Origin of the sequence: Microcystis aeruginosa LEGE 91341 (genome assembly GCF_015206885.1) — a bacterium.
In the GTDB taxonomy this organism is placed as follows: Bacteria; Cyanobacteriota; Cyanobacteriia; order Cyanobacteriales; family Microcystaceae; genus Microcystis; species Microcystis aeruginosa_H.
On the sequence record NZ_JADEXY010000011.1, the window covers coordinates 1 to 16175 of the forward strand.

10 protein-coding genes are annotated in these 16175 nt (G+C 42.3%); 4 read left to right on the forward strand and 6 right to left on the reverse strand.

Annotated elements, in window-relative coordinates; genetic code table 11:
• Positions 1 to 183 precede the first annotated feature (183 nt).
• Together IQ234_RS03220 and IQ234_RS03225 are read left to right on the forward strand one after the other, a co-directional pair.
• Positions 184 to 2016 (forward strand): carotenoid oxygenase family protein, encoded by a 1833-nt coding sequence (locus IQ234_RS03220; protein ID WP_193956013.1) that lies wholly within the window; start codon positions 184 to 186, stop codon positions 2014 to 2016.
• A complete protein-coding gene (locus IQ234_RS03225; RefSeq protein WP_193956014.1) occupies positions 2013 to 8165 on the forward strand; it encodes an AAA family ATPase in 6153 nt (2050 codons plus the stop codon). The genes IQ234_RS03220 and IQ234_RS03225 overlap by 4 nt, the downstream gene beginning before the upstream one ends.
• A 234-nt stretch (positions 8166 to 8399) precedes the next feature.
• Here IQ234_RS03225 and IQ234_RS03230 read toward each other — a convergent pair whose 3' ends face one another.
• The 5 genes from IQ234_RS03230 to IQ234_RS03245 all read right to left on the reverse strand — a co-directional run bounded on the left by IQ234_RS03230 (position 8400) and on the right by IQ234_RS03245 (position 12284).
• Positions 8400 to 10040 carry an MBL fold metallo-hydrolase gene (locus IQ234_RS03230; protein WP_193956015.1) on the reverse strand — a complete coding sequence of 547 codons (1641 nt, stop codon included), beginning with the start codon at positions 10038 to 10040 and terminating at the stop codon, positions 8400 to 8402.
• A gap of 24 nt (positions 10041 to 10064) precedes the next feature.
• Complete coding sequence (locus IQ234_RS21525; RefSeq protein WP_002737208.1) at positions 10065 to 10187, reverse strand: hypothetical protein; 123 nt, start codon at positions 10185 to 10187, stop codon at positions 10065 to 10067.
• 493 nt (positions 10188 to 10680) lie between these two features.
• Positions 10681 to 11211 (reverse strand): HNH endonuclease, encoded by a 531-nt coding sequence (locus IQ234_RS03235; RefSeq protein ID WP_193956016.1) that lies wholly within the window; start codon positions 11209 to 11211, stop codon positions 10681 to 10683.
• 15 nt (positions 11212 to 11226) lie between these two features.
• Positions 11227 to 11589 (reverse strand): hypothetical protein, encoded by a 363-nt coding sequence (locus tag IQ234_RS03240; protein WP_193956017.1) that lies wholly within the window; start codon positions 11587 to 11589, stop codon positions 11227 to 11229.
• Positions 11586 to 12284 (reverse strand): hypothetical protein, encoded by a 699-nt coding sequence (locus IQ234_RS03245; protein WP_193956018.1) that lies wholly within the window; start codon positions 12282 to 12284, stop codon positions 11586 to 11588. Before IQ234_RS03245 ends, IQ234_RS03240 begins: the two co-directional genes overlap by 4 nt.
• A 287-nt stretch (positions 12285 to 12571) precedes the next feature.
• Here IQ234_RS03245 and cysK point away from each other — a divergent pair, with 287 nt between their 5' ends.
• Positions 12572 to 13531 (forward strand): cysteine synthase A, encoded by a 960-nt coding sequence (gene cysK / locus IQ234_RS03250; protein ID WP_193956019.1) that lies wholly within the window; start codon positions 12572 to 12574, stop codon positions 13529 to 13531.
• Between the two features lie 219 nt (positions 13532 to 13750).
• Here cysK and IQ234_RS03255 read toward each other — a convergent pair whose 3' ends face one another.
• Positions 13751 to 14467 carry a hypothetical protein gene (locus IQ234_RS03255; protein WP_193956020.1) on the reverse strand — a complete coding sequence of 239 codons (717 nt, stop codon included), beginning with the start codon at positions 14465 to 14467 and terminating at the stop codon, positions 13751 to 13753.
• 520 nt (positions 14468 to 14987) lie between these two features.
• Here IQ234_RS03255 and IQ234_RS03260 point away from each other — a divergent pair.
• Complete coding sequence (locus IQ234_RS03260) at positions 14988 to 16097, forward strand: DUF2235 domain-containing protein (protein WP_193956021.1); 1110 nt, start codon at positions 14988 to 14990, stop codon at positions 16095 to 16097.
• Positions 16098 to 16175 lie beyond the last annotated feature (78 nt).

Here is a 16175-nt window from a genome sequence, read left to right on the forward strand (position 1 = left end):
ATTATGAATTATGAATTATGAATTATGAATTGGGGAGGTGGGGAAATTGAACTAAAACCCCAACACCCCAACACCTAAAACCTGTCTCCTGGCTCCTGAATCCTGACTTCTGAATCCTATCTCCTGACCACCGACGACCGGCTACTAACCCCACCAACAAACTTTTTGCCGCAAACCCTACTTATGAATATGTCAATCAAAGATACTGTCCAAAATACTGTCAACGTTAGTAATTTTAGTCGCTCGCAACTCGGTCAACCAGATGAGAACAATTTATATAAGGCAGTCGCCACAATTACCGAGGGACATTGGCCGGAAAATCTGTCGGGATACGTTTTTATCGTCTGTCCTTTTCATAGAAAAAATGACCGTCATTTGTTCTCTGGCGAAGGTGTAATTATTAGATGGGACTTGCAAGGGAAAAATAATCAAGTTAACGTTTACAGTAAAAAACTAAAGACTTGGGATAGTTTTTGGCGAAAAGTTTTACCGATATTTAATATTAGTCAAGCCACTTTTCCCGCAGTGGTCAGCATTTTAGGTTCTTCGGAAATAGCGAATACTGCTATGGTTAAACTAGAAAAAGTTTCCGAAGATAAACAACTAGAAGAAACCAGATTAATTCTCACTGCCGATGCGGGACGTTACTGGGAAGTGGACCCCGTTTCCCTTGATACTATCACTCCGATTGGTTATTTTGACCAACATATTGTTTCCGTGCTTTTGTCTTTTTTCCCAGTCATACAAAATACCGCCCACCCCTTCTACGACAAAAAGACCAAAGAATTTATCACCTGTGAATTAAAGCTAAAACTTGCATCGGGAGGTATGTTAAAAGATTTAGATTCTTCGGTGTATATTGTGCTTTGGGATCAACAAAAACAACTTAAACCCTGGAAACTACAGGGAACTATCCTCGATGGTAGTCCCCATTCGGTCATCGTCACCGAGGATTATATCATGATTCCCGATATGCCTTTTCAGATGGGAGTGGCCAAACTATTAGGTATCAGAATCAGACCCGAAGAAACCTATCCGAAAACTCAAATTTATCTGGTTAAACGTCAAGACCTCAAGGAAGAAGAAACCACCGTTCCCTCGCGATTAATTACCTTCAATGGAGACAGTTATCACTTCCTTTGTAGTTACCATAGTACCAACGGTCAAATTCAGATTGTGGCCATCCAAAATGCCACTATTAGTTTAACCGAAGCGATCGAAAAAGACGATATCCAACATTTTACCGGTCAGAGTTATCCCCCCGAATACCACGGCATTCCCTGGATGTTTTCCTTTGACGCCGGAGTGCTGCGCAAAGTGGTTATCGAAGATGCCAGGGTGATGAGCGAACAAGCTTTCATCCATCCGGGTTGGTTCTGTACTGGTCTCTACACCGCCGACCCCCGGGAATCGGAACAGGGATACAGTGCTATTTATCAAATCTATCTCGGTTATGTGCGCGAATTAATTTGTCGTCGTCAGTATATGGATTGTCGCGACCAAAGCAATCGCATCCTCAGCGATGCCGAACTTCCCTGTCATGACTTGCCCTCGGTATTAGCCAAGGTTCCCTTCGATAAGGATTGGAATCAGTTAAGTCAACAGATTAGCCAAGAAAAAAATGCCAGTGATACTCATGTATCATATTTAGGTCGGGGACTACTGGATTTTTATGTTTGTCCCGATGGCTATATTTTAGATAGCATTCAGTTTATTCCCCAAGAACAGGGCTATCTATTGACGACGGTTTTAACTCCGACCAAAGTATTAGAAGCCTGGTTATTTAACCCTGACAATCTCAAGGACGGACCGATTGCTAAACTGAGCTTACCTGAAGATGTTCACTTTGGTTTGACCTTGCATTCCGAGTATTTCGAGCAGGTAGTCCCTTCTCCCCGTCCTTCCGTCTCACAGGTAAATCGAGTTCTTTCAGCCTTGCGGAGTCTGGTCTTGGTTCGCAGAGAATTTTTCTGGGGGAGACCCGCAGCTATTTACAATCGCCAAGTAAAAAAATGATTGTTCTCAACGGATACGACATTCTTGCCCAGGTTTACGAAAGCGTTAACTCAGAAGTCTATCGGGCCATTCGCATCGCCGATAATCAACCGGTTATGCTCAAAATCCTCAAGCAAGAATACCCCACCACCCAAGAACTAACCCACTACAAACAGGAGTATAAAACCATCTGCGGTCTGAACTTCGAGGAGGCGATTAAAGCCTATGGCTTAGAAACCTACCGCAGAACTCCCGTGATTATTTTGGAAGATTTCGGGGGCATATCCTTAAAAAAATGGCTAGGGGGCAAAACCCTAGCCTTAAGGGACTTTTTAAGCCTTGCACTCCGAATAGTGGCTAATTTAGAGAAAATTCACAACGCCAAGGTTATTCACAAAGATATTAATCCTGCCAATATAGTTCTTAATCCCGAAACCGGACAAATTAAAATCATCGATTTTGGCATTGCCAGCGTCCTGCAGCGGGAAAATCCGGGGCTAAAAAATCCCAACGTCCTCGAGGGGACTTTAGCCTATATTTCTCCCGAACAAACCGGACGGATGAATCGCAGTCTCGATTACCGCACGGATTTTTATTCCTTGGGCGTTAGCTTCTATGAACTGCTCACCGGACAATTACCTTTTCGGGCTAACGATGCTTTGGAATTAGTTCACTGTCATCTGGCAAAACAACCCTTGCAGATTAATAGTCTCGTCAGGGAGAAAATTCCCCCATTGGTGGAAGCAATCATCAGGAAACTGATGGCTAAAACCCCCGAGGAACGATACCAAAGCGCCTACGGTATTCGGGCAGATTTAGAAGAATGTTTAAGACAACTAGAAACAACGGGTAAAATTGAAGATTTTGTCATCGCTAGGCAAGATCTAGCCAATCAGTTCCAAATTCCCCAAAAACTCTACGGCAGGGAGGCGGAAATCGCCACTCTCCTCACTGCTTTTCAACGGGTAGCCACGGTGGATAAAAACTCCTCTCACACCGAACTGATGCTAGTTACGGGTTATTCTGGCATGGGTAAAACCACCTTGGTTAAGGAAATTTATCAGCCAATTACTGAAAAACGCGGCTTTTTTATCTCTGGTAAATTTGACCAGTTTCAGCGCGATATTCCCTATGCTGCCGTGATTAGCGCTTTGACTCATCTCGTCAAGCAACTTTTGGGGGAAAGTCAGCCACAACTGCAACTATGGCGACAAAAACTCCTAAAATCTTTGGGGACGAATGCACGGGTTATTATTGATGTGATTCCCGAATTAGAATTAATTATCGGTCCACAACCAGAGGTGTTACAATTAGGAGCGATCGCTACTCAAAATCGCTTTAATTTAGTCTTTAAAAATTTTATTCGGGTCTTTTGTTCCCCAGAACATCCCCTGGTCATCTTTCTCGATGATTTACAATGGGCAGACTTGGCTAGTCTCCAGTTGATAGAATTAATTATGCTCGATGGCGATATGGACTATTTATTTTTAATTGGCTCCTATCGCAGTAATGAAATTAATTCCACCCACCCCCTAACCGCTACCCTCGATAAATTAGAGCAGGGGGGCATAATTATCAATCAAGTTATTTTAAGACCTCTGGGTCCTGCACAGGTCAATCAGTTAATTGCCGACACCTTAAATCATTCACCAGAATATGTGCAATCTTTGTCCGCTTTAGTCTGGCAAAAAACCCACGGTAATCCTTTTTTTGTCAGTGAATTTCTCAAAACTATCTACTGGGAAAATTTGCTGTTTTTCCAACCAGAGCAGGAAACAACCACTAAAACCGAGAATAATAGGGGCTATTGGCAATGGCATCTCGGCCAAATTCAAAGGATTGGCAGTACCGATAATCTGATTCAATTTATGATGGGTAAAATGCAGAAATTGCTTCCCGAAACCCAGGAAATTTTAAGTTTAGCAGCTTGTCTTGGCTCAGAATTTAATTTAAATATTCTAGCAGTAATCTCTGAAAAATCACCCCCAGAACTTTTACCAATTTTAACTTATAGTAGCGAAGCTGGTTTAATTATTCCCCTCTCCGAATTAGATGAACAATTACTAATTCAAGAATATAAATTTGCTCATGATCGTATTCAACAAGGAGCCTATGCTCTCATCGAGGACAGCAAAAAATCTTTAATTCATTTAACAATTGGTCGCCTACTTTGGCAGCATAATGCCACCAATGAATTATCGGAAAAGATTTTTAAAATAGTCGATCATCTCAATCTTGGTTGTCAACTAATTAGCGAGGAAAAAGAACGAGAGTCAGTGGCTAACTTGAATTTACTAGCAGCCCAAAAAGCCAAAGCCGCTAATGCCCAAACTGGAGCATTAAAGTATATTAAAATTGCTCAAAAACTTCTCAAAAAATCAAGCTGGAAAAATAACTATCAACTGACTTTAAATATTTATTCTGAAGCCACAGAAATCGCCTATTTAAGTGGGGATTTTGAGCAGATGCAATGCTGGGCTAATCTAGTATTAAAACAGGCAAAAACCACCCTAGATAAAATCAAAGTTTATGAAGTCATCATCGAAGCCTATCACGCCCAAAATCACGAACTAAAAGCGGTACAAATTGGCTTATCTGTCCTCAAAAGCTTAGATTTCGAGATTCCTCAATCCTTACAATCATCAGATATCCAGGAAGAACTGAATAAAACTAGGCAAAAACTAGCGGGTAAAAATATCGAAGATTTAATTAATTTACCGCAGATAAATGAGGAAGAAAAATTAGCAATAATGAAAATAGCAAGTGCTATATTTTCTCCGATTTTTATTGCCGCCCCTCATCTCTTACCCATCCTAGTATCAAAACAGATTAACTTATCAATTCAGTACGGCAATAGTTATCTAGCGGCTTTTACTTATGTAAATTATGGCTTAATTCTTTGTGGTCTTTTGGAAGATTGGAAAACGGGTTATCAATTTGGAAAATTGGCTTTAAACATTGCCGATAAATTTCATGCTAAAGCCCTGATGCCAAAAATAATTGCCGTTTTTTCCACCACTATTAGTATCTGGAAAGAACCGATTAAAAATTCCCTGTCCTTGTTAAAATCTTCCTATCAAACTGGTTTGGAGATGGGTGATCTCTACTACGGAACGATCTGCGCCTATCTTTACTGTTTTCATTCCGCCTTTATCGGACAGGAATTAACAGAATTAGCCCAAGAAATAGCTAACTATGATCTGGCTTTTGTTAAGCTCAAACAAGAAAACACCCGCAACTATCTAAAAATCTACGGACAAACAGTTTTAAATCTGCTGGGGCACTCGGAAAATCCCAGCCGTTTAGAAGGAAAATACTATCAAGAAACTGTTATGTTAACGTACCATCTAGAGGCTAATGATCTCTACGGTCTCTGTGCTTTATTTGTTAATAAATTATACCTTTGTTATCTATTCAGACAGTACGAAACAGCCATTGAAAATGCTAACCAAGCCCAAAAATATCTAGGGGGAGCCACCGCAACTTTCTTGATTTCTCTGCATAATTTTTATGATTCCCTCGCTCATTTAGCTATTTATAATCATCTGGACAATGACCAAAAACAGCAAGTCTTAGAACGAGTGACGAATAATCAGAAAAAGCTTTGGGAATGGGCTAATCAAGCCCCCTCTAACTATCTCCATAAATTTTATTTAGTGCAAGCGGAAAAAGACCGGGTGCAGCAATCTTATCTAGAAGCCATAGAAAACTACGATCTAGCCATTGCTAAAGCCAAGGAAAATGAATACATTAATGAGGAAGCACTGGCTAACGAACTAGCGGCGAAATTCTATCTCGATTGGGGTAAAGTAAAAATTGCCAAAACCTACATCAGTGAAGCGGCTTATCTCTATTCTCTTTGGGGAGCAACAGCTAAAGTCAAAGATATAGAAAGCCGCTATTCTCAGTTAATGGTCAATAACTATGGTTATAATTCCCCGACCGAAACCACGAGAACTACCACCAGAAAAAATTCAGTTAGTCATGCGGGAGAACTATTAGATTTAGCCACGATTATGAAGGCATCCCAAGCCATTTCTAGCGAGATAGTTTTAGATCAATTACTCGCCACCCTGATGAAAATTCTCATCGAAAATGCGGGGGCGCAGCTGGGCTATCTTATCCTAGAAAGCGGCGGACAACTATTGATTGAAGCCTCCGGTTCAGTGCAGGAAGATGGGGTGACAGTCTTTAAATCTAATGCGATCGAAGAACATCTTCCCGTCTCAATTATTAACTATGTGGCCCGGAGCGGTCAAACCGTTCTTAATAAAGATGCTGCCCATCAGGGCAATTTTAGCAACGATCCCTATATTAAAACCCATCAAACCAAATCGCTGCTCTGCACACCCCTGCTCGACCAAGGACAACTGCGGGGAATTGTCTATCTAGAAAATAATCTCACCGTCGGGGCTTTTACCCAAGAAAGATTGGAAGTGCTGCAACTGCTCTCCAGCCAAGCGGCGATCGCAATTACTAACGCCAAACTCTACGCCGAAATCAAAGCCAAACAGAGACAACTAGCGCAATTTTTAGAAGCCATGCCAGTGGGGGTATTTGTCCTTGATGCCGACAGTCAACCCTACTACGCCAATCAAACCGCCCAAGAGATTTTAGGAAAAGAGATAGTTAATATCACCACGGCTAATCAGTTGGGGGAAACCTATCAGTTATATCAAGCTGGAACCGATCGATTGTATCCCACAGAATACCATCCGATTGTCCGAGCTTTAAGGGGGGAAAAAAACACGGTGGATGATATAGAAGTTCACCAAGGAGAGAAGATTATTCCCCTAGAAGTGTATGCCACACCCGTTTTTGACGAAAAAGGGGAAATTATCTATGCGATCACCGCTTTTACCGATATTAGCGAACGAAAACAGGCGGAAGCGGAACGGATTCGCTTTACCGAAGAATTGGCCGAGTATAGCCGCACCCTAGAACAGAAAGTGGAGGAGCGCACCCTAGAACTCAGCCAAACCCTAGAAATTCTCAAGGCCACCCAAGCAGAATTACTGTTTGAAAATGAACTGCTCAGAAGTACCGAAGAATCTAGCACCTTTGACTACCAAGTGGGGGGCAGTTTACCCATGGATGCCCCCACCTACGTGGTCCGCGCCGCCGACCGTTATCTCTATAAAGCCCTCAAACGCGGCGATTTTTGCTATGTTCTCAATCCCCGTCAAATGGGTAAGTCTAGTTTAATGGTACGCATGATCGATCACCTCCAACACGAGGGCATCTCTTGCGCTCCCATTGATTTAACCCGCATCGGCAGTGAAAATGTCACTGCCGACCAATGGTACAAGGGGATAGCCTTCGAGTTAGGGCGACGTTTTGGCCTGCTCAAAAGGGTCAATCTGAAAGCTTGGTGGCAAGAACGGGAAGATGTCTCGGCAGTGCAGCGCTTGGGCGAATTTATCGAAGAAGTGTTATTGCTGGAAGTGGGGATACTGGACGGTTCTCCCCCGAAACCAATCGTGATTTTTATCGATGAAATCGATAGCGTTTTGGGCTTAAATTTCGCGGTTAATGACTTTTTTGCCCTGATTCGTTCCTGCTATAACCAGCGCGGCTTTAACCCCCTCTATCGGCGTTTGACCTTCGCTTTCTTCGGTGTTGTCACCCCCTCCGATTTAATTACCGACCACCAAATCACCCCTTTTAATATCGGTCATTGGATTCAATTAGAGGGTTTTAAGGAACACGAAGCCCAGCCTTTACTGCGCGGATTGGCCGAGAAATTTAGTAACCCGCAAACTGTCTTAAAAGAAGTCTTTGCCTGGACAAACGGTCAACCTTTTCTGACCCAAAAACTCTGTCAGTTAATTCGTACCGCCACCTCGCCGATTCCCCCCAATGGTGAGGCCCCCTGGATTGAGGACTTAGTACAGAAGAAGATCATTGACAATTGGGAGGCTCAGGATGAACCGGAACATCTGCGGACTATTCGCGATCGGCTTCTCAACAGTCATCGCTCCCAGTTGCTCCTGAGACTCTATGAACGGATTTTAAGGGAAAAAGAGGTGATTGCCGAGGATAGCCCCCCAGAAAAAGAGTTACTTCTATCGGGGTTGGTGATTAAAGACCAGGGCCGGCTGCGGGTCCATAATCCCATCTATCAAGGGATTTTTAACCTCCATTGGCTGGCCCGGGCAAAATCAACCTAATAAGTAGGGTTTGCTGAATAATGGTAAAACCCTTTTAAAATAAGGCTTTTGACCTGCTAAAATCCGATGTTCATGCTGCGAAAATAGGATTGGGATATTCAAAAACCTTGCATTATCATTCTTTGAGTACACAAACTGGTACAAAAAAAGAGGACAACAAAGCCTGAAACGACCGACGACCGGCTACTGACGACCAGCTACTGACTCCTAACCCCACCTTTCAGCAAACCCTAATTATATATTGGCTTCAAAAACGGGACAATAGCCTTCAGCAACCACTTTAAAACCGTAGAGAGGAGAAGCGGGATTCCAACAGCGCTGACTTTTGTAGTGGACACAGACACGACAGCAATCCATCTCCTCTAAAGCTTTGGTGATGCGATTGGGACTCTCGCTTAATAATTCCCGTTGGGAGACTCCCCGCAATAATAATTCTTCCCCTTGCCAGCGAGCTTCTACCAGTCCCGTATCGGCGAAATTACTCCACCGGGGATCCCGGGTGATCGGCTCTGGTAAGGTGATAGTGATGATCGAATCCGATTCATTTAATTCTCCCTCATAGTGACTAGGGGCCGGAGGTGTCGGTTGCAAAAAGCGATCGCCAATAGGCAATTCCACCAGGGTTCCTACGGCCGGAGAATGGAGTTGATAACGGCTTTGTAATTCTTCTAAACTGGTCAAATCCGCTAGATATAGGGGGGAGCCATGGACGAACATGATATGCTGCGGTCGCAGGTTATGGATCAGTTGGGTGGTGTTGCGACTATCGCTATGTTCGGCGAGTAGATAGGTTTCTTGGCTAATTAATCGCGAACGCTGTGCCGCTTTTAATCGGGGATTCTCCAGGTTGATATCGTGCAGGTGTTGGGGAACTAACATTAACCAGGGTTTATCCCCTTGCAGATATTTACTCACCTCCTCTAGGCGATCGATTAGTAAAATTATCGGAGTGGTTCCCCCTAGAGGTGTCGGTTTTTCTGGCAACCTTCGCAACCGGGGACAGATGCGCTCATCCCAAAATAAGGGCTGATGTTTGGCAAAATTCTGGACAGATGCGGGAAATTGTGGTAAAAGTTCTAGGTAGGCATCGCAAGCTTTAGCGATCTTGCCCCCAACCCAGATATCAATGTCGCGGCCTGTGAATTGGTGGTGCGATCGCAGTAATTTTAAAATTTCTTGACCTAATCCCAAAGCGGGGACGGGTAGTAGGACATTTTGTCCCTCAGCGATCGCATGATAGATGCGATTCATCAACTGTTTTTCCTGCTGTCGTCGGTGGGGATGGCGTTCTGTGCCGTAACTGCCTTCAATAATCAGCACATCGGGGGATACTCCCCGCAGCAGATCGATCGATAATCCTTCCACCAGTTGAAAATTAGATAGGGAAAAATCGCCAGTATAGAGGACTTTATAGGTGCGTTCGGGGGTTTTGTAGGTGAATAGGACCACGGCGGCCCCGGGTAGGTGGCCGGCTGGAAAAATCTCGACGGTGAGATCATCAAAGAGATCTATCGGTGATCGCCATGGCCAACCCAGGCAGAAACTGCCGATTTCCTCGGCAGAATCGGGCCATTGTAGGGGCAACAGTTGCACTGTCACCTCACTGGCATAAACTGGCAATTGGGGATAGGTCTGATGGAGAGCCATTAACCCACGGATGTGATCGCTGTGGGCATGACTACAGAACACCAGATCTACGGGTGGTTTTTTGTTTTGGGTGAGGGGTTGCATATCGGCCAAACCGCAATCTAAAAGTATGCGATAGGGACCGATTTTCAGTAGGAGACAAACCCCTTCCGATGTGTGACCGACACCAAAAGGTAAACAGGATAAAAGGGATTTCGACCCCCAGACAGCAGTAGAGCGTTGAACCATGGCAACCCTGATTATGATGACTGGTTAGTGAGCCGAACCATTGCCATCGTAGTTATCGCTATCGTAAAAACCGTTGCGGGTGCCGAAAAAGAGACAAGAGACGGTGAATACAGCCGTTAATGCCAACAAGATTAATTTGATGTCCATATAATTAGTGCAACTCCTCAGAGGGTATCTCCCCTAATACTAACCCAACTTTTTCGGTTGTTAGCAGCTAGGTTTTGAATTTGTCCCTGGGCGCTCAACCTCTTTTAATAATTAAACTTGCCAGTAATTTGTGATAATTTCATCAAAAACTACTGATAATTATCGGAACAGTTAGCATTTTTTGTCATAATAGTCAAGAAAATTTCATAAAAATTTAGCCTGACTTTAAATGCTCCTTTTCTCAAGTGCGACGTAATGATACTAAATCCGTTGAGTATCTGCTACATATCAAGACAGGCAATAGGCAAAAGGGGGAATAAATAATCATTCTTTAATAACCGGATTTAGTATTAGACATGAGGCAAAAGCAAATAAGTTATTGATTTTGCCTCAGATTAGCTCAATTCAATTATAGGGGAATTTTACCATGGGGTTTCAATTAAAATCCAAGGCTATTTGATCAGATGATAAAGTTAATTAAGGTTGATTAAAATTAAGGTTTGTTAAACTCGGCTAAGTCATTGGTCTTTTCAAGAAGAGGATAACGAATTGCTGTTTCATCGACTAGACTAGATAAATACTCATAAGTGTGACGAAGTTCATAGGCATTATCATCACTTTTTGCTTGGTTACACTGCCAGCATAACAGTTGTAAATTGTCAAAATCAAACATTTTTTCGGGACATCGAACCTTATTAATTATATGATCGATAGTGACATAATTGGGGTGAAAAAATATCTGATTAATTTGATTAATAACTTTTTCTCCTTGATAATTATTATATTCGTAACCCCTTTTGATAGCTTCTAACTGAGAAGAAGTTTTAAATTCTTCGCCATGTTTCATCTTTTTACCACAAAAAGGACAGGGTTTTTCTTTGGCCATTGTTCGATATTGATTCGGGCTAATTAATCCTTTTTGGGGATGTTCGATAACTGCTAGATGTTGATTAGCATTCCAGATTTCTGCAATTTCATCGGAGCTATATAATTGGGACAACTTTGATTTTGATATTTTAGTCATGGCAGCACATAATAATCATAATAAAGGATATTTAGCCAAAGCTTTATCGGCTATTTCATGCAAATTTTTCGAGATTTTTTCTAACTCTTGTTTTCCTTCTTTAGACATTTTTTCGGCTTTTTCGGACTCAATAATTGTTAAATCAATGGCTTTGGCGAGATTTCCTTTATTTAATTCATGCTCAAATAAACTAACAACTTTATAAGCATTATTTTTAAAATCCTGAAGAAGTTCCCAAGAGCTTTTGACCTTTCCCCAACCGCTATTATAATAGCCATTTTTTCTCGCTTGTCTTTGTTGCTCTAGGGAAAGGCCATAAAATACTTCACTATTTCTTTTTTGCCATTGGCGATAGTTCATTTCTTCTAGTAAATTCATTGCTTGAGTTCTTCCTGGTCATCTGCAAAGTAACGACTGATTTCTTGCCACTTTTTATCGCCATAGTTATTAATAATATACTTTTTAATATCCCCCAGTTGTCTTCGTAGTTTATCATTAGTTTTTTCCAAAGATTCAACTGTAGAGATAGCTCGCTCTTTTATGTGTGTAATCCCATCCTGTTGTTGCTGAATAGTATTTTTTAGATCGCTCACCGCTAGATTATAACTGTCTTTATGAACTAATTCCTTTTCTAGTAAAGCCTGTTGACGTTCCCAGCCAGTTTTAGATAGACTAGCCTTTAACCATTGACCTAAACGATAAATCTCAGATTGATCAAAGTCTAATAAATCTTGACGTAACCGCTCTAACTTGTGTAGCAACTCATTAACTTTTTCTTGCCAATAACTAACTTCTTGTTTAAGCTCAACATTCTCGTTGGATAAATTCTGATTACTTTTTCCTAACTGTTCAATTTTGCCCTCGTGTCTGGATATTTGCAAGGACTGAGTTGAATTAACTTTCGCTCTCTCATTTCGTTCTTGTATGATAATCTGGAACAATTCCGCCGCTACAGGATCATCAAGATGTTCTACAATCCATTCTAGATGACGTGCTTTTAACCTATCGCTCAAATAGCCCTTAATTTCTATGTGTTGTTCTTTCAATAGGGCTAGATTAGATTTAATGGTCATGACCGTAATTCTGACTTTAGTAAACTATCCATAATTATTTTAGTACAAGTATAAGCTTTTGGAAAAAAGCAATCTTATCGGTCATGGTAGTTTTGCCTGTCTCTGGGAATTAACTCGGACTGACTAAAGAAACAAAGGAAAACGGAAATTTTGCCGATCTAGGGCTGGCCTTTGCTATAAGTGAACTATATAGCGCCTCCTTGGCTAGTGAGGAAATTCTCAAACGCTAAAGCTGAGAGCTTACCGCTATAACTAAGCACACGAATCACCCAGACTGAGAAAATATCATGCGTATCGCTCACGATGTCACCGAATTGGTTGGCCGCACACCTTTAGTACAATTGAATCGGATTCCCCAAGCGGAGGGCTGTCTTGGCCGAATTGTGATGAAATTAGAAGGGATGAATCCCGCTGCTTCCGTCAAAGACCGTATTGGCACCCACATGATTAATAGCGCCGAAAAAGCGGGTTTAATCAATCCAGAAACCACGGTTTTAGTGGAACCCACCTCTGGCAATACGGGAATTGCTCTAGCGATGACTGCGGCAGCTAAGGGTTATCGCTTGATTTTAACTATGCCGGAAACGATGAGTTTAGAGCGCCGGGCGATGTTAAAAGCCTACGGTGCTACCCTAGAACTTACCCCCGGTTCCCAAGGTATGAAAGGGGCAATTTTACGCGCGCAGCAAATTGTCGATAGTATCCCCGGCGCTTATATGTTGCAACAATTTCGCAACCCTTCTAACCCAGAAATTCACCGTCTCACCACTGCTGAGGAAATTTGGCAAGATACGGAGGGACAGGTAGATTTTATTGTTGCGGGTGTGGGTACTGGAGGCACGATTACGGGAGTCGCTGAATTGATTAAATCGCGTAAACCTAGTTTTCAAGTAGTCGCGGTGGAACCTTTCAATAGTCCGGTGATTTCTGGGGGTAATCCCGGTCCCCATAAAATTCAGGGTATCGGTGCGGGTTTTATTCCGGAAGTTTTACGCAGGGATCTGATTGATGAGGTAATTACCGTCAGTGATGAAGAAGCTTTTCAATTTGGTCGTCGTTTGGCAAAAGAAGAGGGTTTACTTTCAGGGATTTCTTCCGGTGCCAATCTTTGCGCTGCGATTCAACTGGCCCAACGACCGGAAAATGAGGGTAAATTAATTGTGGTGATTCAGCCTAGTTTTGGAGAACGTTATCTGAGTACCCTGATGTTCCAAAATATTGAGGAGCGCGAGTTAACTTTGGTGTAAAAAAATATCCTCTTCAACCTCTACAGTCAGCCTTTAGCTTTAACTATAGCAGTTATCTTAAATGGTGGCCTAGTATTCAGGTGCAGGTCGTCGGTCGTCAGTATTCTCCGAGTCAGGAGCCGGTCGTTAGGAGACAGGTTTTAGGTTTTGGGGTTTTGGGGTTTTAGTTCAATTTCCCCACTTCCCCACTTCCCTATACTTTTTAAACAGGATTTAGTATTAATCGTATTTTAGGAGAGATTTTTTCACCTGTAGGGGTATTTGTAAAGGTTGCGGTTTGATTGCTTCTTTGCCAGCAAAATTATCCAATAAAGCCGATCGCACTTGTGCATCGGTTTCTCGCGAGAGAAGATAACGAAAGTATTCTTGGCATTGTTCTCGACGACTGGGGGAAAGTTCCATTTCGCTTAAACGTCGGACGGCCATTAAGCGCATTAAGGGATCATTGACTGTTAATTTTTCTAACCAGCGATCGAAGTTTTTTGACTCATTTTGACCGCGATGGTCGAGAAAATGCCATCCTAGCAGGATTAAAGTCAAAACCGTGCCAAATCCTTGCAAAATTGAGGCCAGAGCTAACCAGCGATTTTCGGCATAGGTCCAAATGGCCACAGCGAGATAGGTGGCTAAACTGCCTAAACCACCACAGACTACCGCTAAAGTTAATTTACCGCTATCGGCACTGAAAAAAGCACGCCCCCACAGCCACAGCGATGGCCAGTTTTGACCCTGGAGATGGTAAACTCCAATCATCGCCCCCACCCCGGTTAAAGTGGCCAAAACTAGCTGCCAATTCCACGCCCAGAGGATCAAAAAACTAGCACAAGCTGCCACCCATGTCAAGAATTGACGGGTTTTTTTTGCCGCGAGCATTTTCATGACTCGACGCTGCAGAGCGGGAGAAAAATAGGGAGGAAGGCGGAATACTGAAGACACGGGAAGTTTTTCACTGAGGGTTTGATGATCACTATAGCCTGTTCTCAGGCAGACAGATCATTTTTCTTGCTAAAAATCCTCGTGGGAAAAGAGGGAAGTGCTAGGGTGGGCTAAAATTGCGATCGAGAATCGGCTAAAGTTCAGATTGGCGAGCTTAGGTGTTAAGATTGTTTGCCATCAAACTCAATTTTTTTTAGTAATAAATAGCTCAACAATATTCTGTAAACTTATATATAGAAACCTCAAGAAATATATTAATTTACCGTCTTTAGGGCAGTAAGCTCTGATAGACGATCTAGAGTATTAAGTATAAATACCGCATCTAATTTTACCTAGTCACGCCAGCTATCTAACTCATCTATTTCACTGCCGAACAGAGTTAGAACTTCCTTTGTCTCGGTTGAGTCTTGCGGGAATTTTACCTTAAGGAAAATCTCGATAATTTTGAGTCATAATTCACTAGAATCCTCAAATATTCCATAAACTGGCGAGTTTTAAGAAACCTAGGAGGTTCATCGCTATGAAAAGCCGTCTTATTGTTTGTTGTGATGGAACTTGGCAAGATTTAGGACAAGGTTATCCTACCAATGTTGTCAAAATGGTGCAGGCTATCACGCCACTTGATGATAGTAAGGGCAACCCCATCCGTCAAATCATCTATTATGACGAAGGCATTGGGACAAAACAAACTAATGCTGAGGTGACTGATATTTTAATTAAAATTGGTGGAGGTGCTTTAGGCATTGGCATGGATCATAAGATTGAGGATGCCTATCGTTTTCTGTGCTTAAACTATCAACCTGAAGATGAAATTTATCTCTTTGGGTTTAGTCGGGGAGCTTACACTGTACGCTGTTTAGCCGGGTTAATTTATAATTGTGGTTTGTTGTATCGGGAATTTATCCGACAAATCCCCAAAGCCTACGAAATTTACCGAGAAAAACAAGACCCAAATAACGCACCTAACGGTAAAAATGCCATTGATTTCCGTAATCAGTATGGACGACGGGTTCCCATTAAAGCCTTATGCTGTTGGGATACGGTTGCTTCTTTAGGTATCCCTGATATCGTTCATTCTCTGCATTTAGATGAAAAGTTCAACGAACGTTATCGCTTTTATGATTCGACCATCAATCCTACAATTGAAAAGGCGTTTCATGCAGTTGCCATTGATGAAATTCGTAAGGTCTTTGATGTAACGCTAATGCGTCCCCATTCTACCCACATCAGACAACAAAAAGAACAAGTGGTTCAGGTTTGGTTTCCGGGGGGTCATGGTTGTGTTGGTGGAGGTTCTCAGGAAGAATCTGGCCTATCCGATGGAGCTTTATTGTGGATGATGGAACAAGTCGAAGCCTTGGGTTTGGCCTTAGATAAAAGTTATATTCAACATGAAGTTCATCCCAATTGTAGTGCGCGTTTTGATAATACATCAAAATGGCCATTTAATGTAGCGGGAACAGCACCTCGTCAGTTTGAAGGGGATGTTAGCAATTTGCATGAAAGTGTTAAAAATCGCTGGACAGACCTGAATATTAATCCCCCTTATAAACCCGCTATTCCCGAAATTCAAATGATGCTTGAGAAAGAGCTTGGTGCTTTGAGAAAGAAAGAAATAGTCTCTGTTTAGCACTTCTCTACCTCAAAAATGTCGCCCACACTTTACCTACATAAACACTCATAATCTGAACTAATTAGGAGGATTTGC

Coding starts and splice junctions, on each gene's coding strand:
- IQ234_RS03245 (WP_193956018.1), bottom strand. CDS start 12,284: ATGACCATTAAATCTAATCTAGCCCTATTGAAAGAACAACACATAGAA.
- IQ234_RS21525 (WP_002737208.1), bottom strand. CDS start 10,187: ATGGACATCAAATTAATCTTGTTGGCATTAACGGCTGTATTCACCGTC.
- IQ234_RS03235 (WP_193956016.1), bottom strand. CDS start 11,211: ATGACTAAAATATCAAAATCAAAGTTGTCCCAATTATATAGCTCCGAT.
- IQ234_RS03260 (WP_193956021.1), top strand. CDS start 14,988: ATGAAAAGCCGTCTTATTGTTTGTTGTGATGGAACTTGGCAAGATTTA.
- cysK (WP_193956019.1), top strand. CDS start 12,572: ATGCGTATCGCTCACGATGTCACCGAATTGGTTGGCCGCACACCTTTA.
- IQ234_RS03220 (WP_193956013.1), top strand. CDS start 184: ATGAATATGTCAATCAAAGATACTGTCCAAAATACTGTCAACGTTAGT.
- IQ234_RS03230 (WP_193956015.1), bottom strand. CDS start 10,040: ATGGTTCAACGCTCTACTGCTGTCTGGGGGTCGAAATCCCTTTTATCC.
- IQ234_RS03240 (WP_193956017.1), bottom strand. CDS start 11,589: ATGAATTTACTAGAAGAAATGAACTATCGCCAATGGCAAAAAAGAAAT.
- IQ234_RS03225 (WP_193956014.1), top strand. CDS start 2,013: ATGATTGTTCTCAACGGATACGACATTCTTGCCCAGGTTTACGAAAGC.